The organism is Pseudomonas brassicacearum subsp. brassicacearum, assembly GCF_008801605.1.
In the GTDB taxonomy this organism is placed as follows: domain Bacteria; phylum Pseudomonadota; class Gammaproteobacteria; order Pseudomonadales; family Pseudomonadaceae; genus Aquipseudomonas; species Aquipseudomonas brassicacearum.
This window is the reverse complement of the sequence record NZ_VZPJ01000001.1, coordinates 1114035-1135479: the sequence shown is the minus strand read 5'-3', so window position 1 is coordinate 1135479 and position 21445 is coordinate 1114035. Positions and strand designations below refer to the sequence as shown.

The 21445-nt window shown below is 60.4% G+C and carries 14 protein-coding genes; 9 read left to right on the top strand and 5 right to left on the bottom strand.

Translation table 11 applies throughout. From position 1 onward, the window contains the following. The first annotated feature begins 233 nt into the window (after positions 1 to 233). The 6 genes from fadB to F7R20_RS05090 all read left to right on the top strand — a co-directional run bounded on the left by fadB (position 234) and on the right by F7R20_RS05090 (position 7759). Positions 234 to 2381: a fatty acid oxidation complex subunit alpha FadB gene (gene fadB / locus F7R20_RS05115; protein WP_003199641.1), complete on the top strand. Its 2148-nt coding sequence runs from the start codon at positions 234 to 236 to the stop codon at positions 2379 to 2381. Between the two features lie 30 nt (positions 2382 to 2411). Beyond that, positions 2412 to 3587, top strand: coding sequence for an acetyl-CoA C-acyltransferase FadA (fadA, locus tag F7R20_RS05110; RefSeq protein ID WP_003199643.1), 1176 nt, complete (start codon positions 2412 to 2414; stop codon positions 3585 to 3587). Between the two features lie 108 nt (positions 3588 to 3695). After that, positions 3696 to 3932: a DUF1653 domain-containing protein gene (locus tag F7R20_RS05105; RefSeq protein ID WP_003199644.1), complete on the top strand. Its 237-nt coding sequence runs from the start codon at positions 3696 to 3698 to the stop codon at positions 3930 to 3932. Between the two features lie 115 nt (positions 3933 to 4047). Continuing rightward, on the top strand, positions 4048 to 6660 hold the full coding sequence (topA, locus tag F7R20_RS05100; protein ID WP_003199646.1) for a type I DNA topoisomerase: 2613 nt from the start codon (positions 4048 to 4050) through the stop codon (positions 6658 to 6660). A gap of 234 nt (positions 6661 to 6894) precedes the next feature. Then, the gene (locus F7R20_RS05095; RefSeq protein WP_003199647.1) at positions 6895 to 7419 is read left to right on the top strand and encodes a DUF6586 family protein; all 525 of its coding nucleotides are present in this window, start codon (positions 6895 to 6897) and stop codon (positions 7417 to 7419) included. 106 nt (positions 7420 to 7525) lie between these two features. Further along, positions 7526 to 7759, top strand: a complete 234-nt coding sequence (locus F7R20_RS05090) for a hypothetical protein (RefSeq protein ID WP_003183419.1) — start codon at positions 7526 to 7528, stop codon at positions 7757 to 7759. Positions 7760 to 7830: 71 nt separating this feature from the next. Here the strand turns inward: F7R20_RS05090 and sulA are convergent, their stop codons facing one another. Both sulA and lexA read right to left on the bottom strand, forming a co-directional pair. Beyond that, positions 7831 to 8304, bottom strand: coding sequence for an SOS-induced cell division inhibitor SulA (sulA, locus tag F7R20_RS05085; RefSeq protein ID WP_003199648.1), 474 nt, complete (start codon positions 8302 to 8304; stop codon positions 7831 to 7833). Between the two features lie 10 nt (positions 8305 to 8314). Next, the gene (gene lexA, locus F7R20_RS05080) at positions 8315 to 8923 is read right to left on the bottom strand and encodes a transcriptional repressor LexA (RefSeq protein WP_003199651.1); all 609 of its coding nucleotides are present in this window, start codon (positions 8921 to 8923) and stop codon (positions 8315 to 8317) included. 241 nt (positions 8924 to 9164) lie between these two features. Here lexA and F7R20_RS05075 point away from each other — a divergent pair, with 241 nt between their 5' ends. The 3 genes from F7R20_RS05075 (at position 9165) to F7R20_RS05065 (ending at position 14386) form a co-directional block, all read left to right on the top strand. Continuing rightward, a complete protein-coding gene (locus tag F7R20_RS05075; RefSeq protein WP_003199653.1) occupies positions 9165 to 9872 on the top strand; it encodes a TetR/AcrR family transcriptional regulator in 708 nt (235 codons plus the stop codon). A 183-nt stretch (positions 9873 to 10055) separates the two neighbouring features. Continuing rightward, entirely contained in the window at positions 10056 to 11054 is a 999-nt protein-coding gene (nagZ, locus tag F7R20_RS05070) for a beta-N-acetylhexosaminidase (protein ID WP_172831549.1), read from the top strand. Between the two features lie 41 nt (positions 11055 to 11095). After that, the gene (locus F7R20_RS05065; RefSeq protein WP_003199657.1) at positions 11096 to 14386 is read left to right on the top strand and encodes a DEAD/DEAH box helicase; all 3291 of its coding nucleotides are present in this window, start codon (positions 11096 to 11098) and stop codon (positions 14384 to 14386) included. A 216-nt stretch (positions 14387 to 14602) separates the two neighbouring features. Here F7R20_RS05065 and F7R20_RS05060 read toward each other — a convergent pair whose 3' ends face one another. From F7R20_RS05060 to mfd, 3 genes are read right to left on the bottom strand one after another with little or no spacing between them, the layout of a single operon-like run. Beyond that, complete coding sequence (locus F7R20_RS05060; RefSeq protein WP_003199659.1) at positions 14603 to 17296, bottom strand: DEAD/DEAH box helicase; 2694 nt, start codon at positions 17294 to 17296, stop codon at positions 14603 to 14605. 11 nt (positions 17297 to 17307) lie between these two features. Further along, positions 17308 to 17874, bottom strand: coding sequence for a CsiV family protein (locus F7R20_RS05055; protein WP_003199661.1), 567 nt, complete (start codon positions 17872 to 17874; stop codon positions 17308 to 17310). 10 nt (positions 17875 to 17884) lie between these two features. Next, entirely contained in the window at positions 17885 to 21334 is a 3450-nt protein-coding gene (gene mfd / locus F7R20_RS05050; protein ID WP_003199664.1) for a transcription-repair coupling factor, read from the bottom strand. Between the last annotated feature and the right edge of the window lie 111 nt (positions 21335 to 21445).

Sequence of the window (21445 nt, the reverse complement as noted above, 5' to 3'; positions counted from 1 at the left end):
CTATGTTTAGGGCGATTGACAATTGTCGGAAATTCCGTGAAGGTGACGTACCCAAATCAAACGGGCGTATGAATTGAGCGTTTGTATTTTCAGAATGCTCCTACAGACCCCGACTATCGCGTTGACGGGTGTGCCTGGCGGATTGGCGTAGCATCGACGGTAAACGTCAATGCCGAACCAGTGGTCAGCGTTCAACGTGTACTGTTCAGCTTCCATATCGTGGAGATCAGTTGATGATTTACGAAGGTAAAGCCATCACGGTTAAGGCTCTTGAAAGTGGCATCGTCGAATTGAAATTCGACCTCAAGGGTGAGTCCGTCAACAAGTTCAACCGTCTAACCCTGAATGAATTGCGTCAGGCCGTGGACACTATCAAGGCAGATGCTTCGATCAAGGGTGTGATCGTCAGCAGCGGCAAGGACGTGTTCATCGTCGGTGCCGACATCACCGAATTCGTCGACAACTTCAAGCTGCCCGATGCCGAACTGATCGCTGGCAACCTCGAAGCCAACCGTATTTTCAGCGACTTCGAAGACCTCAACGTACCGACCGTCGTGGCCATCAACGGCATCGCCCTGGGTGGCGGCCTGGAAATGTGCCTGGCGGCGGATTACCGCGTCATGTCCACCACGGCCAAGATCGGCCTGCCGGAAGTCAAGCTGGGCATCTACCCAGGCTTCGGCGGCACCGTGCGCCTGCCGCGCCTGATCGGTGCCGACAACGCCATCGAGTGGATTGCCGCCGGCAAGGAAAACCGTGCTGAAGACGCGCTGAAGGTCGGTGCCGTGGATGCCGTGGTCGAACCTGGCAAGCTCCAGGAAGCGGCCCTTGAAACCATCAAGCGCGCCATCAGCGGCGAGTTCGACTACAAGGCCAAGCGTCAGCCGAAGCTGGAAAAGCTCAAGCTCAACGCCATCGAACAAATGATGGCCTTCGAAACCGCCAAGGGTTTCGTGGCCGGTCAGGCAGGCCCGAACTACCCAGCGCCGGTCGAAGCGATCAAGACTATCCAGAAAGCCGCGAACTTCGGTCGTGACAAGGCTCTGGAAGTCGAAGCCGCCGGCTTCGTCAAGCTGGCCAAGACCTCGGCTGCGCAAAGCCTGATCGGTCTGTTCCTCAATGACCAGGAACTGAAGAAAAAGGCCAAGGCCTACGACGAAATCGCCAGTGACGTGAAGCAGGCCGCCGTGCTCGGCGCCGGCATCATGGGTGGCGGTATCGCCTACCAGTCGGCGTCCAAAGGTACGCCGATCCTGATGAAGGACATCAACGAACACGGGATCGAGCAAGGCCTGGCCGAAGCCGCCAAGCTGCTGGTCGGCCGTGTCGACAAAGGTCGCATGACCGCTGCGAAGATGGCCGAAGTGCTCAACGGCATTCGTCCGACCCTGTCCTACGGCGATTTCGGCCATGTCGACCTGGTGGTTGAAGCCGTTGTCGAGAACCCGAAGGTCAAGCAGGCGGTACTGGCTGAAGTCGAAGACAAGGTCAAAGAGGACACCATCCTGGCCTCGAACACCTCGACCATCTCCATTTCGCTGCTGGCCAAGGCCCTCAAGCGTCCGGAGAACTTCGTCGGCATGCACTTCTTCAACCCGGTGCACATGATGCCGCTGGTGGAAGTGATCCGTGGCGAGAAGTCCAGCGAACACGCCGTTGCTACCACCGTGGCCTACGCCAAGAAAATGGGCAAGAACCCGATCGTCGTCAACGACTGCCCGGGCTTTTTGGTCAACCGCGTGCTGTTCCCGTACTTTGGCGGTTTCGCCAAGCTGGTCAGCGCCGGTGTGGACTTCGTGCGCATCGACAAGATCATGGAAAAATTCGGCTGGCCGATGGGCCCGGCGTACCTGATGGACGTGGTCGGCATCGACACCGGCCACCACGGTCGCGACGTCATGGCCGAAGGCTTCCCGGACCGCATGAAGGACGACCGTCGTTCGGCCGTCGACGTGCTCTACGAAGCCAAGCGCCTGGGCCAGAAGAACGGCAAGGGCTTCTACGCCTATGAGACCGACAAGCGCGGCAAGCAGAAGAAAGTTGCCGACTCGTCGGTTCTGGAAGTGCTCAAGCCGATCGTCTACGAGCAGCGCGAAGTCACCGACGAGGACATCATCAACTGGATGATGATCCCGCTGTGCCTCGAAACCGTGCGTTGCCTGGAAGACGGCATTGTCGAAACCGCCGCCGAAGCCGACATGGGTCTGGTCTACGGTATCGGTTTCCCTCCATTCCGTGGCGGTGCGCTGCGCTACATCGATTCGATCGGTGTCGCCGAGTTCGTTGCCCTGGCTGACCAGTACGCTGATTTGGGCGCGCTGTACCACCCGACCGCGAAGCTGCGTGAAATGGCCAAGAACGGCCAGAGCTTCTTCGGTTAAGCGCCCAACGACTAGAGCGAGAGAACATTTATGAGCTTGAATCCTAGAGACGTCGTGATTGTCGACTTCGGTCGTACGCCAATGGGCCGCTCCAAGGGCGGCATGCACCGCAACACCCGCGCCGAAGACATGTCGGCGCACCTGATCAGCAAACTGCTGGAGCGCAACGTCAAGGTCGACCCCAACGAAGTCGAAGACGTGATCTGGGGCTGTGTGAACCAGACCCTGGAGCAGGGCTGGAACATCGCCCGCATGGCCTCGCTGATGACCCAGATTCCTCACACGGCGGCGGGCCAGACCGTCAGCCGCCTGTGCGGTTCGTCCATGAGCGCACTGCACACCGCCGCCCAGGCGATCATGACCGGCAACGGTGACGTGTTCGTCGTCGGTGGTGTCGAGCACATGGGCCACGTGAGCATGATGCACGGCGTCGATCCGAACCCGCACATGTCGCTGTACGCGGCGAAAGCCTCGGGCATGATGGGCCTGACAGCGGAAATGCTTGGCAAAATGCACGGCATCACCCGCGAACAGCAGGACGCCTTTGGCGTGCGCTCCCACCAGCTCGCCCACAAGGCGACCGTGGAAGGCAAGTTCAAGGATGAGATCATCCCGATGCAGGGCTACGACGAGAACGGTTTCCTGAAGCTGTTCGACTTCGACGAAACCATTCGTCCGGAAACCACCCTGGAAAGCCTGGCGGCCCTCAAGCCGGCATTCAATCCGAAGGGCGGCACCGTGACAGCCGGTACCTCGTCGCAGATCACCGATGGTGCCTCGTGCATGATCGTGATGTCGGCCCAACGTGCCCAGGACCTGGGTATCCAGCCGATGGCGGTGATTCGTTCGATGGCCGTGGCGGGTGTGGATCCGGCGATCATGGGCTATGGTCCAGTACCGGCCACGCAGAAAGCCTTGAAGCGCGCAGGCCTGGGTATTGCCGATATCGACTTCTTCGAACTCAACGAAGCTTTCGCCGCACAGGCCCTGCCAGTGCTGAAAGATTTGAAAGTGCTCGACAAGATGAACGAGAAGGTTAACCTGCACGGCGGCGCGATCGCCCTGGGTCACCCGTTCGGTTGCTCCGGTGCGCGTATCTCCGGCACGCTGCTCAACGTCATGAAGCAGAATGGCGGCACCTTTGGTGTGTCCACCATGTGCATTGGCCTCGGCCAGGGCATTGCCACTGTCTTCGAACGCGTCTAAGCGTTGCGTTGATGGAAGCCGGGGCCAAGTGCCCCGGTTTTTGTTTTTTCGGGTTTAGTAAAAAAGATTTTGTTTTTATTTTGAAAAAATTTGAGTGAGGGCCAAAGCATGCCGATACAACCTGGGCTCTACCAGCATTACAAAGGTCCGCAGTACCGCGTATTCAGCATCGCGCGGCATTCCGAGACCGAGGAAGAAGTGGTCTTCTATCAAGCCCTGTATGGCGATTACGGCTTTTGGGTGCGTCCCTTGAGCATGTTCGAGGAGTCCGTCGAGGTTGACGGCGAACAGGTGCCACGCTTTGCTTTGGTGCAGGCCGAGGAGAGCATTTTTTCCAAGCCTTGAGGCCGGTAAGCGGGCAACCCTGCGCTTGACCTCACCTTGCAGCCACTATATATAGCGGTGCCGCGTCAGGCGCCAACCGCCTTTCACTTTTTAGAATTCAGGAATTTTCTGATCCATGGGCAAATCGCTGGTCATTGTGGAATCCCCGGCTAAGGCCAAGACCATCAACAAGTATCTGGGCGACCAATACGTGGTGAAGTCGAGTATCGGCCATATCCGAGACCTGCCCACCAGCGGTTCGGCTAGCGCCAGCAAGGAGCCAGCCGCCAAGCGCGGCAAGGCTGCTGCCGGTGAAGCGCCGGCGCTGTCGCCGAAAGACAAGGCGCGCAAGCAGCTGGTCTCACGCATGGGGGTCGATCCGGAACACGGCTGGAAAGCCAAGTACGAGATCCTCCCGGGCAAGGAAAAGGTCATCGAAGAGCTGCGCCGGCTCGCCAAGGATGCTGACACCATCTATCTCGCGACGGACTTGGACCGCGAAGGGGAAGCCATTGCCTGGCACCTGCGCGAAGCCATTGGTGGGGATGACAGCCGCTACAAGCGCGTGGTGTTCAACGAAATTACCAAGAAGGCCATCCAGGAAGCCTTCTCCCAGCCGGGCGAGCTGGATATCGATCGGGTCAACGCTCAACAGGCGCGTCGCTTCCTCGATCGCGTGGTGGGCTACATGGTCTCGCCCCTGCTGTGGGCCAAGATCGCCCGCGGCCTGTCGGCCGGTCGCGTGCAGTCGGTCGCCGTGAAGCTGGTGGTGGAGCGCGAGCGGGAGATCCGTGCGTTCATCCCTGAAGAGTACTGGGAAGTCCACGCCGACCTCGGCACCGCCAAGGGCGCTACCGTGCGCTTCGACGTGGCCCGGGAGAAGGGCGAGGCCTTCAAGCCGCTCAACGAAGCCCAGGCCATGGCCGCGCTGGAGAAGCTCAAGGCTTCCAGCTACAGCATCGTCAAGCGCGAAGACAAGCCGACCAGCAGCAAGCCGTCGGCGCCGTTCATCACCTCCACGTTGCAACAGGCCGCGAGCAATCGCCTGGGCTTTGGCGTGAAGAAAACCATGATGATGGCCCAGCGTCTGTACGAAGCCGGCTACATCACTTACATGCGTACCGACTCGACCAATCTTTCGGTCGATGCCGTGGCGATGGCACGCACTTATATAGAAAGCGAGTTCGGCAAGAAGTACCTGCCGGACACGCCGAACGTCTACAGCAGCAAGGAAGGCGCACAGGAGGCTCACGAAGCGATTCGTCCGTCCGATGCCAACACCGAGCCAAGCAAGCTGTCGGGCATGGAGCGCGATGCCGAGCGTCTCTACGAGCTGATCTGGCGCCAGTTCCTGGCCTGCCAGATGCTGCCGGCGCAATACCTGTCGACCACGGTCAGCGTCGGTGCCGGCGACTTCGAGCTGCGCGCCAAGGGCCGCATCCTGAAGTTCGACGGCTATACCCGCGTCATGCCGCAGATCACCAAGCCTGGGGATGACGACGTCCTGCCGGACATGGCCCAGGGCGACGTGATGAAGCTGATCAAGCTTGATCCGACCCAGCATTTCACCAAGCCACCGGCTCGTTACTCCGAAGCCAGCCTGGTCAAGGAAATGGAAAAGCGCGGCATCGGTCGTCCTTCGACCTACGCAGCGATCATCTCCACCATCCAGGACCGCGGCTATGTGGCGCTGCACAACCGTCGTTTCTATTCGGAAAAGATGGGTGACATCGTTACCGAGCGTTTGTCCGAGAGCTTCTCGAACCTGATGGACTACGGCTTCACCGCCGGTATGGAAGAGAACCTCGACGATGTGGCCCAGGGCGAGCGCGACTGGAAAAACGTTCTCGACGAGTTCTACGGCGACTTCAAGAAAAAGCTCGAAGTGGCCGAAAGCCCTGACAGCGGCATGCGCGCCAACCAGCCGGTCATGACCGATATCCCGTGCCTGACCTGCGGGCGCCCGATGCAAATCCGTACCGCCTCGACCGGCGTGTTCCTCGGTTGCTCGGGCTACAGCCTGCCACCCAAGGAGCGCTGCAAGGCGACGGTCAATCTGGTGCCGGGTGACGAAATCGCCGCGGACGACGAGGGTGAATCGGAATCCCTGGTGCTGCGTGGCAAGCATCGCTGCCCGATCTGCAGCACGGCGATGGACGCCTACCTGCTGGATGAAAAGCGCAAGCTGCACATCTGCGGTAACAATCCGGACTGTGCTGGCTACGAGATCGAAGAGGGCACTTATCGCATCAAGGGCTACGAAGGTCCGAGCCTGGAGTGCGACAAGTGTGGCAGCGAGATGCAGCTCAAGACCGGCCGTTTCGGCAAGTTCTTCGGCTGCACCAACCCGACCTGCAAGAACACCCGCAAACTGCTCAAGAGCGGTGACGCGGCGCCGCCGAAGATGGACCCGGTGAAGATGCCTGAGCTCAAGTGCGAGAAGGTCAACGACACCTACATCCTGCGCGACGGTGCTTCCGGCCTGTTCCTGGCGGCCAGCCAGTTCCCGAAAAACCGTGAGACCCGTGCACCGTTGGTGATGGAAATCGTGCCGCACAAGGACGAGATCGATCCCAAGTACCATTTCCTCTGCGAAGCGCCGCAGAAGGATCCGGAAGGGCGCCCAGCGGTCATTCGCTACAGCCGCAAGACCAAGGAGCAATACGTGCAGACCGAAGTCGACGGCAAGCCGACCGGCTGGAAAGCCTTTTACGACGGCGGTAAGTGGACGGTGCAAGACAAGAGTTGATGGCAGCACTCGCGTGTGACAAAGGGACTTGCTGTGGCGAGGGCGCTTGCTCCCGCTGGACCGGTCCGACGTTTCGGGCGCAGCCGTCCCAATAAGTCCCATGTGAACAAAAGGCCGCATGACAACCCATAGGTTTTCATGCGGCCTTTTTGTTTTTGGCTTGCAGTGGCCTCGGTTGATCCATGACACTGTCGCACTTGCGTGAAGCTTTCATTTCGTTGGGGAGATGCCGCCATGGCCCACGAACTCTATACCCGCACCAATCAGAAAATCTATTTCGCCGGTCTGTCGCTTGAGGCGCTTACCAGGGCCGAGGACGGACGTGCGATGAATTCCCCGGCGCTGCTCCAGGCAGGGCGCGAATCCGTGCTGTTTCACCTGTACGGTGCATTGTTGGGGTTGTGCCATGAAATCGCCGGTTTCTATCGCCTGCCTCAAGCGAATGCACCGCGGGCCGAGCTGTTGTTGACCCGCGAAGTGCTGGAAACCATTGCTATCCCGGAATTGGCCGAAATGGTCGAGCTGGCGCACAACCCGGAAACCTGGCTGGCGAAGCTATTGGCGGCCCATGCGGCGCTGTTCGAACCGCCACGTGCCCCGCGCAAGCCCAAGGGGGACGTGACCCAGCCGTTGATCGTGGCGGTCAATCTGGACGAACAAGAACCCGAGCAGGAGTTGAGCCGGGAGGAGCTGGAGAGTTGGCGCCAGAACCTCAAGAGCCTGGCGATACGCTTTCGTGAAGGTTTGAACGAGTGCTGAGTTTCCTCTCGGCCCGTTACGTTCGTTGATAACGCTTGGTCAAGATCCCGAGCGGAGCCTGGCCGATGACTATATAATCCTCGCCTTTCGTGGAGAACAGACTTTTATGCCTACGTCCTTTCTAGAAATTGTCGAACTTCCTGATGGCCGCATCGAGCTGCGCAGGGCTGAGGACGAGGGTTCTCTGGTTACCCTGAACTTCTCCGAAGATGCCAAGGTATTCCTCCAGGGCCAACACGTCGAAGTCGCCAAGGCGATGCTGAGCGTGGGCGTTCAGATGGCAGGTCGCCTGGTTGAAGGCGAATTCAACAAGGAAGAGGGGCCGCGGGTTCTTCATTGATCCCGTCTGTCGGCTTTTTTGGATAGTGTGGCTGGTCGGCTTCTCTGCCTTGGAGAAGCCCCGCGTTTGTCTTAGCCCAATCGAATGTTCAGACTTTGTGCGTCCCCGGTACGGGCGGCGCTGATCAACTGTTGCCGTGCGGTGGCGGTCAACGGGTTGAGCCAGCTGACCACGGTGTGGCTGCGGCCCAGGCGCAAGGCTTCGCAGGTCAACTGTTGGGCGCTTTGGGTGCCCCGCGGCTGCAACAACAGGATGCGTTCGCGGTTCAGGCCGGCATCCCGCAGCCAGGCCTGGGTGACGCTGGCCGGTGGTGCGATCAGCGTCAGCCAGCGAGCATCCTGGTCCTGGCTGAGTTCTCGCAGAATCGGCGCCAGCAGGTTCAGGCAGTTTCCAGCCGCACCACGTAACGACAGTTCGCTGAAAGCCTCGGGCTCGACGCCCCAGGGCGACTCGATGACCTCTTTCAGGACTGGAACCAGCGGTTGGGCCATAAATGCCTCGAACAGCGGAAGTTGTGTGTGTTGTGGTGTGTGAGGGAACTGCATAAAGCCTCCTTTAGCGGCGAATGACGCCGACGCTCAAGCCTTCGATGACCAGGTCCTGATCTTTCAGATTCACTTCGATGGGCGCGAACTCCGGGTTCTCGGCGATGAGCCAGACCTTGCTGCCGTCGCGCTTGAAGCGCTTGACGGTCACTTCGTCGCCGATTCGCGCCACCACGATCTGGCCATTGCGGGCTTCGCGGGTGGTGTGCACGGCCAGGAGGTCACCGTCGAAGATGCCGATGTCCTTCATGCTCATGCCGTGTACACGAAGCAGGTAGTCGGCCCGAGGATGGAAGAACGAAGGATTGATGTTGCAGGACTCCTCGACATGCTGCTGGGCCAGGATCGGTGCGCCTGCCGCTACCCGGCCGATGATCGGCAGGGTGGTTTCGTCGGCCTTGGCTTCGAAGCCGGGGATGCGAATGCCACGGGATGCGCCCGGGGTCATTTCGATAGCACCCTTGCGCGCCAGCGCCTTGAGGTGTTCTTCAGCCGCGTTGGGCGACTTGAAACCCAGTTCCTGGGCGATTTCCGCGCGGGTTGGCGGGTAGCCGTTGTCTTCGAGGCAGCGTTTGATGAAGGCCAGAATCTCTGCTTGGCGTGGCGTCAGCTTTAGCATATTGATCGCTCTGTCTTTTTATACAGTGACTGGGATTATATACAGTGGAGGGCGCTTGGCAATCCTCCTTTTTTCACCGGCCGCTGGACGGTCGGTCAGGCTGTTGGATGCGACATGGCTACCACCCGTGAAAAGGTGTGGTTAAATACGTGACCGGGCGTTCGCAAAACGCCCCGGCAGGCTTGACAACCCCTAGGCTGAAACGTATGTTTCAAACAAGTGTTTGTCAGGCGGAGTAACCATGGCCCAGTCGGAAACCGTTGAACGCATTCTCGATGCTGCCGAGCAGTTGTTCGCGGAAAAAGGTTTCGCTGAAACCTCGTTGCGTCTGATCACCAGCAAGGCCGGGGTGAACCTGGCGGCGGTGAACTATCATTTCGGCTCGAAAAAGGCCCTGATCCAGGCGGTATTCTCGCGGTTCCTCGGGCCTTTCTGCCTCAGCCTCGATCGCGAGCTGGAGCGCCGGCAGGCCAAGCCTGACGTCAAGCCGACCCTGGAAGAACTCCTGGAAATCCTGGTCGAGCAAGCCCTTGTCGTGCAACCGCGCAGCGGTAACGACCTTTCCATTTTCATGCGCCTGTTGGGCCTTGCTTTCAGTCAGAGTCAGGGCCACCTGCGACGTTACCTGGAAGACATGTACGGCAAGGTTTTCCGGCGCTACATGCTGCTGGTCAACGAAGCCGCACCGCGTATTCCGCCCATCGAGTTGTTCTGGCGAGTGCATTTCATGCTCGGCGCCGCGGCGTTCAGCATGTCCGGTATCAAGGCGTTGCGCGCCATTGCTGAAACCGACTTTGGCGTGAACACCTCGATCGAACAGGTGATGCGCCTGATGGTGCCGTTCCTGGCAGCCGGCATGCGCGCCGAAAGTGGCGTCACCGATGAAGCCATGGCTGTCGCGCAATTGCGTCCGCGCAGTAAATCGACGCCGGCGCTGGCCAAGGCGTAAGTGCACGGGTGGGCGCGGCTGCCTACATCCGCTAAGCTAGCCGCCCATGCCGACTCTCGTTTCGAACCCGTTCCATTTGTCATTGCGTGACCGCGACCTGCCGGGCCTTGGGCCTTGCCGTGTGGTCGTGCCTGTGTTGTCGCGCGGGTTCATCGTTATTAAGGAAATGCTATGACTGCTGGCCTGCAAGGCTCGTTGATGGTGGACGTCGCCGGTACCTGGCTGACGGCCGAAGATCGCCACCTGTTGCGCCAGCCTGAGGTAGGCGGGCTGATCATCTTTGCCCGCAATATCGAGCATCCACGTCAGGTGCGTGAGTTGAGCGCGTCGATCCGCGCCATCCGCCCTGACCTTTTATTGGCGGTGGATCAGGAAGGTGGTCGTGTCCAGCGGCTGCGCCAGGGTTTTGTGCGGTTGCCGGCGATGCGGGCGATAGCCGATAACCCGAACGCCGAGTACCTCGCCGAGCAGTGCGGCTGGATCATGGCCACAGAAGTGCTGGCGGTCGGTCTCGACTTGAGCTTTGCCCCGGTGCTGGACCTCGATTACCAGCGCAGCGCCGTCGTCGGCAGTCGTTCCTTCGAGGGTGACCCCGAACGCGCTGCGTTATTGGCCGGTGCCTTCATCCGCGGCATGAACGCCGCCGGGATGGCCGCCACTGGCAAGCATTTTCCGGGGCATGGCTGGGCCGAGGCCGATTCCCACGTGGCGATTCCGAACGATGAGCGCAGCCTGGAGCAGATTCGCGCCAACGACCTGGTGCCGTTTGCCAGGCTGAGCAAACAACTGGCCGCCGTCATGCCGGCCCATGTCATCTACCCGCAGGTTGACCCCAATCCAGCCGGGTTTTCCCGCCGCTGGCTGCAGGACATCCTGCGCGGCGAGTTGCAATTCGATGGCGTGATCTTCAGTGATGACCTGTCGATGGCCGGGGCTCATGTGGTCGGTGATGCTGCCAGTCGTATCGAGGCTGCTTTGACGGCGGGTTGCGACATGGGCTTGGTGTGCAATGACCGTGCTGCCGCGGAGTTGGCCTTGAGCGCTGCCCAGCGCCTGAAGGTCAAGCCTTCGGCACGGATCGCCCGCATGCGCGGCCAGGCCTGTGCCTCCACTGAATACCGTCAGGACCCTCGCTGGCTGGCGGCGCTCGGCGCGCTGAGGGCTGCCCAGCTGGTTGATTGAGGAAGTGTCGTGACTGATATGCGTAATGCTCGGCGGTGCCCATGACCCAGCCAATTGAGGTGCTTCTTGAGACGGATTGGGGAGAAGACTTCCATCAGAGTTACCTTCAGCGCGGGTTCGACTACGCCGAGAGAGACCGAGTACGGATACTGCGGATAGACGAGCAATCGATTCACGCCGAATGCGAGGGTGGCGGCGATAATGTCTATCAGCAGGTGATCGAGCTCACTCGTTATCGGGGCTACGACGGCGTTCGTTACGAATGTTCGTGCCCGGTCGGTAACAGCTGCAAGCACTGCGCTGCCGTCATGTTCCATTTGATGTGGAATCCGCAAGCGCTGGAGGCCGGCTCCGCCAGCGAGCGCCTGAGTTCTGAACTTGAAACCTGGATCAAGGGTATTCCCGAGTGGGACGCCGATTCGCTACCGAGCAAAAAAGACGCCGATGTCCGGATCTTCTACAAACTCAAGAAGACGCACATAGGGCAGTGGATTTTGGAACTCTTCAAGGGGCGCCAGCTCGATGATGGTTCCCTGAAGGATCTGAAAGCGTTTGGCCAACTGACGGACATGCTGAATCGTTCTCCGAATTATATGTCCGACGTCGACAAGCAAATTGGCCAGTCGCTTATCAGCAGTCAGCATTATCACAGCCAGAACAGCTTTCCGTTGCAAGGTCGCAGCGGCGCCGAAGTGCTGGCGCTGGCATTAAAGTCCTCGCGCTTGTTCCTGGATTTCGACCCGCCGCAGCCATTGGGCGCAGGTCCGCTAAAAAATGCGCAGTTTTTCTGGGCTGAGCAGGCCAATGGCAACTATCGGTCTCGGTGGCGCAGTGGCGATCAGGTACTGGATAACCTCCTGGTGCTTGAGCCGCTTCATTATCTGGATTTATCGCGCAGGGAACTTGGCCGGCTGTCCTATGAAGTGGACGACAAATTGGCGTGCCATTTATGCCGTGCGCCGGAGGTACCCGCTCGGGATGTTGTGCTTTTCAGCCATAGGATCAACGCTGTCGACCGACCTATCCCGCCGCCGAAAGAACTGACTGAGCGCATCATCGAAGGTGTTGAACCGCGAGCGTTGTTGACGTTGGGAAGTGCAATTACCTTCCGGCACTGGAAATCTGTTCCAGAACATCGCGCGGCACTGACCTTTATTTATGATGGTCATGTGGCGGACGACAAAGCATCCACCGAACTGTCGATCCTGTCCGGAACCGAAATTTTGCGCATTCAGCGTAAACCGGATGTCGAGCAAGCCTTTCGCACCGTTCTGCGTAAGGTAGGTTTCAAGAAAACCAGTCGCAAGAGCCTTGCGCTGGCGGACATCGGGGGTGAGCTATTTCAAATGGCGGATGACCACGCCTGGTTGGCCTTCATGGACAAAGGCCTGCCGCGATTGCGTGCCGCCAATTGGCAGATCGATATCGAAGCGGGTTTTCATTTCGATCTGCAACCGTTGGAGCAGTTGTACGCCGACATCGAGGAGTCTCCCGGTCGAGAGTGGTTCGATTTACAACTGGGCATTGTCGTGGATGGAAAACGGCACAGCCTGCTGCCGATCTTGCTTCATCTGCTCCGCTCAAGCCCCGAGATGATGGATCCGGACAACCTTGATCGGCGTGGTGATGAAGAGTTGATGTTGCTCGATCTCAACGGCGGAAAGTTCGGGGCGGGTCCTGGTGTGAAGGTCGCGTTGCCATATGGGCGGGTCAAGCCGCTGATGGCAACGCTTGGTGAGTTGTACATGAAGGAGCACCGGGGTGACTCGATACGGTTGAATGCCTTTGATGCGGCCAGGTTGAATGTGCTTGAAAGCGTGCCATTGACCTGGCAAGGCGGGGAGCGCTTGCGTATGTTCGCCAAGCGATTACACGAGTCGACTCATGCTCATGTCCCGGCGCCGATGGGGCTCAAAGCCACCCTGCGACCTTATCAACTGGAAGGGTTCAATTGGATGCAGACCCTGCGCGAGCTGGAAGTCGGCGGCATCCTGGGCGATGACATGGGCTTGGGTAAAACCTTGCAGACCCTGGCTCACCTGCTTTGTGAGAAGCAGGCCGGGCGCCTGGATGTCCCGGCGCTTGCAGTCATGCCCACCAGTCTGATTCCCAACTGGCTCGACGAAGCGGCACGCTTCACGCCGCAGCTCAACGTCGTGGCGCTTCATGGTGCAGCCCGGCAAAAAGATTTCGCCAGCCTTGCACAGTACGACCTGATTCTGACGACTTATGCCTTGTTGCCGCGGGATCTGGAGGCGCTGAAACCCCAGGCCTGGAGTGTGCTGATTCTCGATGAAGCGCAGAACATCAAGAATCCCACCAGCAAGGCCGCCCAGGCTGCTCGCGAACTCAATGCCCGGCAGCGCTTGTGCCTGTCCGGTACGCCCCTGGAAAATCACTTGGGCGAACTCTGGTCGCTGTTTCATTTCCTCCTGCCCGGCTGGTTGGGGGATAACAAAAGCTTCAACCGAGACTACCGGACGTCGATCGAAAAACATGGCAACAGCGAGCGAATGCACCATCTGACGGCGCGAATAAAACCGTTTCTACTGCGGCGTAAAAAAGAACAAGTCGCTACTGAGCTGCCACCCAAGACTGAAATCGTCCATTGGGTCGACCTCAGTGACGGACAGCGGGATGTCTATGAAGCCGTGCGTGTGGCCATGGACAGGAAAGTGCGCGACGAAATCGCTCGCAGCGGCGTGGCCCGTAGCCAGATTATCATTCTCGACGCGTTGCTCAAGTTACGCCAGGTCTGCTGCGACCTGCGGCTGCTCAATACCGTACAGACCGCCAAAGCGCTACGTTCCGGCAGCGGCAAGTTGATCAGTTTAATGGAGATGCTTGAAGAGTTGCTCAGCGAAGGGCGCAAGATTCTGCTGTTTTCCCAGTTCACCTCGATGCTGTCCCTGATCGAGGAGGAACTGCAAAAGCGCAGCCTGACCTATTCCTTACTGACCGGATCCACCACGGATCGCCGCACCCCGGTGAGGGAATTTCAGAGTGGCAAGGTGTCGCTGTTTCTAATCAGCCTCAAGGCCGGCGGTACGGGGCTCAATCTGACGGCTGCCGACACGGTGATTCACTTCGATCCGTGGTGGAACCCAGCGGTGGAAAATCAGGCGACCGACCGGGCTTATCGGATCGGTCAAAACAAGCCAGTGTTCGTCTACAAGCTGATTGCCCGAGGCACGGTGGAAGAGAAGATACAGGCGCTTCAGGAGGATAAGGCCGCGTTGGCGGGCAGTCTGCTGGATGGCGGCGCGACGGGTGGGTGGAAGCTTGAGCAGAGCGATATCGAAGCGTTGTTTGCACCGTTGCCCAAGACCTGATTCACCGGCACATTCACTGGCTATGTCGCCTGATAGTCAGCCATCGCGAGCAGGCTCGCTCCCACATTGGAGTGGGGCGGGCTCCGGCTTTGTGGACGCTGCAAATCCCCTGTGGGAGCCGAGCGTGCTCGCGATGGCGGCAGTGCAGTCAACATCTGTGTAAGCTGAACCACCGCCATCGCGAGCACGCTCAGCTCCCACAGGAAACGGTGTGAATCAGCGCTTTTCCAGTTTGTCCGGCAGCGGCGCGAACAATGCTTCGATATCGTCGCTCTGCAGTTTCCAATCCCCGGCCACACGCCCGTCCAGCACACCGGCCGCGAGGTCGGATTTTTCCTTTTGCAGTAGCTGGATCTTCTCTTCCACCGTGCCTCGGGCAATCAGCTTGTAGACGAATACCGGTTTTTCCTGGCCGATGCGGTAGGCGCGGTCGGTCGCCTGGTTTTCGGTCGCCGGGTTCCACCATGGATCGTAGTGAATCACTGTGTCGGCCTCGGTCAGGTTCAGGCCTACACCGCCAGCCTTCAGGCTGATCAGAAAGATCTGACGCTTGCCGCTCTGGAATTCCTTGACGGGCGTGCGTCGGTCGCGGGTCTGGCCGGTCAGAATGGCGTACTCGACGCCGCGTTTCTTCAGCTCCTCTTCAATCAGCGCCAACATGGACGTGAATTGGGAAAACAACAGCACCCGGCGACCTTCTTCAAACAGTTCTTCGAGCATTTCCATCAAGCTGTCGAGCTTGCCCGAGGTGCTGCCTCGGGCGGGCAGGGTGGCGTCGTTGATCAGGCGCAGGTCGCAACACACCTGGCGCAGCTTGAGCAGCGCTTCGAGAATGATGATCTGGCTGCGGGCCACGCCTTTGCGGGTGATCTCGTCGCGGACCTTCTTGTCCATCGCCAGGCGCATGGTTTCGTAGACGTCCCGCTGGGCATCGCTGAGTTCGACCCAATGGATGATCTCGGTCTTGGGCGGCAACTCTGTCGCCACTTGCTCCTTGGTCCTGCGCAGCAGGAAAGGTTTTATCCGACCATTGAGGTGCTGCAGTCGTACATCGCTGCCGCGCTTTTCTATCGGTACACGGTAATCGCGGTTGAAACTCTTGACGTCCCCAAGCCACCCCGGCAGCAGGAAGTGAAACAGCGACCACAATTCGCCCAGGTGATTTTCCAGCGGCGTGCCGGACAGGCACAGCCGCTGGCGGGCGTTGAGCTCGCGGGCGGCCTGGGCGGCTTTGCTGGTGGGGTTCTTGATGTACTGGGCTTCATCGAGGATCAGCACGTGCAACGGCTGCGCGGCCAGGCGCTCGACATCCTTGGGCAGCAGGGCATAGGTGGTGAGGACCAGGTCGTAATCGGCCAATCGGTCGAAATGCTTTTTGCGCCCGGCGCCATACAGGGCCAGCACCTTGAGCTGCGGCGTGAAGTGAGCCGCCTCGTCGAGCCAGTTGGGGATCAGGCTGGTCGGCATGACGACCATGCACGGTCGGTCGAGGCGTCCGGCGTTTTTTTCGCTGAGAATGTGCGCCAGGGTCTGTAGGGTTTTGCCCAGGCCCATGTCGTCCGCGAGAATGCCGCCGACTTCCAGCTGTCGCAGCGATTGCATCCAGCTCAAGCCTTCGAGTTGATACGGCCGTAGCGTCGCGTTCAGGCCCTCTGGCGCGGTGGCGGTGTAATCCTTGATGTCCCGCAGGCGTTGGGCCAGGCCGCGAATGTGTTCGCCACCTTCCCAGGTCAACGGCATGTCCTGCAGCGGGTTCAAGCGCAAGGCGTCCGCGCTGTTGAGGCGCAGTTTGGTGGTGCCGGGTTCTTGCAGGTAAAACTCGCCCAGGGTCGCCAGCACCGGTTTCAGCCGGCCATAGGGCAGGGCCACCTGCTGCGGGCCGAACTCCGAGTTCGGACGGTTGGGCAGGTTGACCAGAATGAGTTCGTCGTCCCGACGCCGGGCCAGGCGTTCCGGGTTGAACAATTCGATGTGCGAGCGCATCAGGTTCAACAGGATCGGTAGCAGGCTCAGGCGCTCACCGTTGACGATGATCCCCAGTTCGAGGTCGAACCAGTCCCGCTCCGGCGTTTCCTCGACGGTGGCGTACCACTCGTCCACTGCCGTCAGGTCGAAGCCGAAGTCCTCGTCGATCTGCAGTTCCCAGCCCTGGCTGCGCAGTTTCGGCAGGTCGTTGAGGGTGAAGGTCAGCCAGGCACTGTCGTTGACCATCTCGTACAGTTCGCCGGCGCTTTCCGGCAGGGCCTTGCTTTGTCGGGTCGCGACCTTGAAGCCGAGGATTCGCAGCTGTTCGCGGTAGGACTGTTCCACGTCGGTGTGGCGTTTTATCCGCAGTGTCTGGGTTTCCTGGCGAATCAGCACGTCGGTGTTGCGCTGGCCGCTGACGTATTCGTCCAGGTAGCTGAACGACAGCGCGGCGCGGTGTTGAATGTAGCGCTGCATTTTGCCGTTGCGCGGCTCGAAGGCGCTGAACTCGATACTGGCCAGCCACAGGCGCGGCACCGGTTGCACGTTGTCCACCAGCACTTGTGGCGGGGCCTTGGGGCTGCGGTTGTCCAGCACGGCCTGGAGTTTCTCCAGTAATTGCGCGTCTTTTTCGGCGGCTGGGTAGGCCAGGGTTTCCTGGACTTGCAGCAACACGGCTGCGCAGTGCTTGCAGTTGATGCGCACCGGGCAGGAGCACGCGGCTTCGAGCAGAATCAGCGTGCCCTTGGCTGACTCTTTAAGGCGAATGGTCTGACGGTAGACGTTACCGCCAGAGCCTTCGCAGCTGGCGGTGATGGTGCTGTCGCCGGCCTCGACAATCCTGACGCGGTTTTCCAGCGCATAACGGCGCCCGCGCTCCAGGCTCTGTTCCTTGAATCGATTGACCCAGGAAGGTGCCAGGGGTTTGCTCAGGGGCGAGGGCATAGGCGCGCCAATCAGTCCGGAATGACTTCAGGTGCCTGCCGTGGCGCGGGCGCGGTCAACGAGGTGATCTTGATCAGCAGGCCAAGATGACCGTTGTCGAGGAAGTTCAGTTGGCCATTCTTGGTATGGCTCTGCTGCTTGAGACGCTCGCTGGCGGTGACCAGGCCATTGGCGTTGATCTGGTTGATCCAGAAATCGGCATCCACGTCGGTGAAACGGCCCAGCTTCAGTTCCAGGGTGCCTTCGATGGGGAATTGCCCGAACTGTTCGGCACCGTCGCTGATGGCGACTTTGCGTCCCTGCTCACCGAGGGTCTGCTGCCAGGCCTTATGCATCAATACCGTGTATTGGCCGCTGGCGGTGAGTTTCTCGACGATGTTGCCCATGGCCGGTGTGCGCTGGCTATCCGCGTCCAGGCGTTGCGCGCCGGCGTCCCAGTCTTCCGGTGCGGCACGGCTGACAATCGCCGGCTCGGCGTTCTGGCGCACCAGGATCATTTCAACCTGATACAGGTCATCGGCAAACGCCAGGGGAGCGACCAGGGTCAACAACAAGGTCAGTGAGCAAAACAGGCGCATGTGGCGTCCTTCAAGCAGTGGTCGGAGTGAGGCGCTCGAACAGCGCCTCTACGATATTGAAACGCTCTTCCGCGCGCTCCATGGGCACCATGAATTTGAACATCGTGGCACCTTCGAACTTGTAGCGTTTGGGCTGGCCCTGGATCAACTTGATCAGCACCAATGGATCGACCGGGGTCTGGGCCTCGAACTCGATCCGGCCGCCGTTGGGGCCGCCGTCGACTTTCTTGATGCCCAGTTGTTCGGCCTTGAGCTTGAGCTGCGTGGTACGCACCAGGTTCTTGGTCGGTTCCGGCAGCAGGCCGAAGCGGTCGATCATCTCAACTTGCAAGTCCTTGAGGCCTTCCTCGTCGCTGGCCGAGGCGATGCGTTTGTAGAGGATCAGCCGTGCGTGAACGTCCGGCAGGTAGTCTTCCGGGATCAGTGCCGGCACCCGCAGGTTGATTTCCGGCCCGCCGCCCAGGGGTTGATCGAGGTTCGGCTGTTCGCCCTTGCGGATCGACTTGACCGCGCGCTCGAGCATTTCCATGTACAGGGTGAAGCCGACGGCCTGGATCTGGCCGCTCTGGCCGTCGCCGAGCAATTCGCCGGCACCGCGGATTTCCAGGTCGTTGGTGGCCAGCACGAAGCCGGCGCCAAGGTCCTGGGTATTGGCGATGGCTTCCAGGCGCTTTTCCGCATCCGGGGTGATTTGCTGGCGCGGTGGCGTCAACAGGTAGGCATAGGCCTGGTGGTGGCTACGACCGACCCGGCCGCGCAACTGGTGCAGCTGGGCCAGGCCGAATTTGTCGGCGCGCTCGATGATGATGGTGTTGGCGCTCGGCACGTCGATGCCGGTCTCGATGATGGTCGAGGCGATCAGCACGTTGAAGCGCTTGTGGTAGAAGTCGCTCATCACCTGTTCGAGTTCACGCTCGCGCATTTGCCCGTGGCCGATGCCGATCCGCGCTTCCGGCACCAGTTCGGCGAGGTCGGCGGCGCATTTCTCGATGGTCTTCACGTCGTTGTGCAGGTAATAGACCTGGCCGCCACGCAGCAACTCACGCAGCAAGGCTTCCTTGACCGTGCTTTTGTTCTGCTCCATGACAAAGGTGCGCACCGACAGGCGCCGGGCCGGCGGCGTGGCGATGATCGACAGGTCGCGCATGCCCGACACCGCCATGTTCAGCGTGCGCGGGATCGGCGTGGCGGTCAGGGTCAGGATGTCGACTTCGCTGCGCAGGGCCTTGAGCTGTTCTTTCTGGCGCACGCCAAAGCGGTGCTCTTCGTCGATGATCACCAGCCCCAGGCTCTTGAACTTCACGTCGTCCTGCAGCAGCTTGTGCGTACCGATGACGATGTCGATCTTGCCCTCGGCCAGGTCGGCCACGGCGGCGTTCACTTCCTTGGTGGATTTGAAACGGCTCATCACTTCCACGGTCACCGGCCAGTCGGCAAAGCGGTCGCGGAAACTGTTGTAGTGCTGCTGGGCGAGCAGGGTGGTCGGCACCAGGATCGCCACCTGCTTGCCACCGTGCACGGCAATGAACGCAGCGCGCATCGCCACTTCGGTCTTGCCGAAGCCCACATCGCCACACACCAGTCGGTCCATGGGTTTGGGCGCGAGCATGTCGGCGCGCACGGCTTCGATGGTGGTCTGCTGGTCGACGGTTTCTTCGAACGGGAAACCGGCGCTGAAGGTTTCGTAGTCGGCTTTCGGATCGGCGAAGGCATAGCCCTCGCGGGCCGCGCGGCGGGCGTAGATGTCCAGCAGCTCGGCGGCCACGTCGCGCACCTGTTCGGCCGCCTTGCGCTTGGCTTTCTGCCAGGTTTCCGAGCCCAGGCGATGCAGCGGGGCCAGGGCGTCGTCGCTGCCGGTGTAGCGGGCGATCAGGTGCAGGTTCGCCACCGGCACGTAGAGCTTGGCGCCTTCGGCGTATTCCAGGGTCAGGAACTCGGCGGCCTGGTTGTCGATTTCCAGTGTCGCCAGGCCCAGGTAGCGGCCCACGCCGTGGTCGATGTGCACCACGGGTGCGCCTTCGCGCAGTTCGGTGAGGTTCTTGATGACGGCGTCGTTGGCGGCGTCGGCGCGTTTCTCGCGACGGCGGCGCTGCATGACGCGCTGGCCGAACAAAGGACTTTCGGCGACCAGGGCCAGGGCCGGGTCATCCAGGACCAGGCCGTCGTTCAACGGCGCGATGGTAATTGCCAGGCGATCCTTGCCGGCGACGAAGTCCGGCCAGCTGTCCACCGTCTTCGGTCGCAGCTTCAGGCGCTCAAGCAGCTCCAACAGCACTTCGCGACGACCCGCGGATTCGGCGGTGAACAACACGCGACCGGGGAACGCATCGAGAAAGCCAGCCAGCGCCGCCAAAGGTTGCGTGGCCTTGGCTTCGATGGCCAGGTCTGGCAACGCCTTGGCCGGGAAACGTTCACGGCCGACGCCGGTTTCCACGTCCTGCTGGCTCGCCACCACCCGTGGCCAGCTCTTGAGGCGGGCAAAACAGTCTTCCACCGGCAGGAACAGCTCGGCCGGCGGCAATAGAGGCCGGGAAGGATCGATGCGACGTTCTTCGTAGCGGTTGCGTACGTCGTTCCAGAAGTTTTCCGCAGCCTGCTCGATGCCCGGCAGGGAAAACACTTGGGTGTCCTGGGGCAAGTAATCGAACAGGGTGGAGGTTTCTTCGAAAAACAGCGGCAGGTAGTACTCGATACCGGCGGGCGTGATCCCGCTGCTCAGGTCCTGGAAGATCGGGCAGCGCCGGAAATCCACATCGAAGCGCTCGCGAAAGCGCGCCTTGAAGCGGGTCACGGCATCTTTCTGCAGCGGGAACTCCTTGGCTGGCAACAGGCGGATCGACTGCACTTTGTCGATGGACCGCTGGTTTTCCGGGTCGAAGGTGCGCAGGGTCTCGATTTCGTCATCGAACAGGTCGATGCGATAAGGCAGTTTGCTGCCCATCGGGAACAGGTCGATCAAGGCGCCGCGTACCGCGAACTCGCCATGCTCGTACACCGTGTCGACGCAGCGATAGCCACTGGCCTCAAGGCGCGTGCGCATTTGCTCGACATCGAGCTTCTGGCCGATGTCCAGCACCAGGCTGCTGCCAAGCAGGAATTGGGTCGGTGCCAGGCGATGTAGGGCCGTGGTGATCGGCACTACCAAAACGCCATGACTGAGTTCCGGCAGCCGGTAAAGGCTGGCGATTCGCTGGGAAATGATGTCCTGGTGCGGTGAAAACAGATCGTAGGGCAGGGTTTCCCAGTCCGGGAAATGCAAGACCGGCAAATCCGGGGCGAAGAAACTCAGCTCCTGTTCCAGCCGCTCGGCGCTTTGGCTGTCGGCGGTCAATAGCAGGGTGAAACGCTTTGCAGCGCTGGCAGCCTCGGCGATGGCCAGGCTCAGGGCGGCACCGGGCAGGTTGCCCCAGTGCTGTTTACCTGCCGCGGCAGGGAGAAGCGGAAGACGCAGAACGGGCACGGAAGGTTGAGCTCCAGCGTTGCGACAAAGTCGACAATTGTAGCGGGGGAAGGGGCCTGCTGTCAGTCGCAGACTACCCAGGCAGACAGGAAAACCACGGTGCGACAGGCG

Bases quoted from the DNA above. Each gene is read 5' to 3' on its own strand.
- F7R20_RS05075 (WP_003199653.1), top strand. From the start codon at position 9,165: ATGGCCCAGTCGGAAACCGTTGAACGCATTCTCGATGCTGCCGAGCAG.
- F7R20_RS05055 (WP_003199661.1), bottom strand. From the start codon at position 17,874: ATGCGCCTGTTTTGCTCACTGACCTTGTTGTTGACCCTGGTCGCTCCC.
- sulA (WP_003199648.1), bottom strand. From the start codon at position 8,304: ATGCAGTTCCCTCACACACCACAACACACACAACTTCCGCTGTTCGAG.
- F7R20_RS05105 (WP_003199644.1), top strand. From the start codon at position 3,696: ATGCCGATACAACCTGGGCTCTACCAGCATTACAAAGGTCCGCAGTAC.
- F7R20_RS05090 (WP_003183419.1), top strand. From the start codon at position 7,526: ATGCCTACGTCCTTTCTAGAAATTGTCGAACTTCCTGATGGCCGCATC.
- fadA (WP_003199643.1), top strand. From the start codon at position 2,412: ATGAGCTTGAATCCTAGAGACGTCGTGATTGTCGACTTCGGTCGTACG.
- fadB (WP_003199641.1), top strand. From the start codon at position 234: ATGATTTACGAAGGTAAAGCCATCACGGTTAAGGCTCTTGAAAGTGGC.
- F7R20_RS05095 (WP_003199647.1), top strand. From the start codon at position 6,895: ATGGCCCACGAACTCTATACCCGCACCAATCAGAAAATCTATTTCGCC.
- lexA (WP_003199651.1), bottom strand. From the start codon at position 8,923: ATGCTAAAGCTGACGCCACGCCAAGCAGAGATTCTGGCCTTCATCAAA.
- F7R20_RS05060 (WP_003199659.1), bottom strand. From the start codon at position 17,296: ATGCCCTCGCCCCTGAGCAAACCCCTGGCACCTTCCTGGGTCAATCGA.
- topA (WP_003199646.1), top strand. From the start codon at position 4,048: ATGGGCAAATCGCTGGTCATTGTGGAATCCCCGGCTAAGGCCAAGACC.
- F7R20_RS05065 (WP_003199657.1), top strand. From the start codon at position 11,096: ATGACCCAGCCAATTGAGGTGCTTCTTGAGACGGATTGGGGAGAAGAC.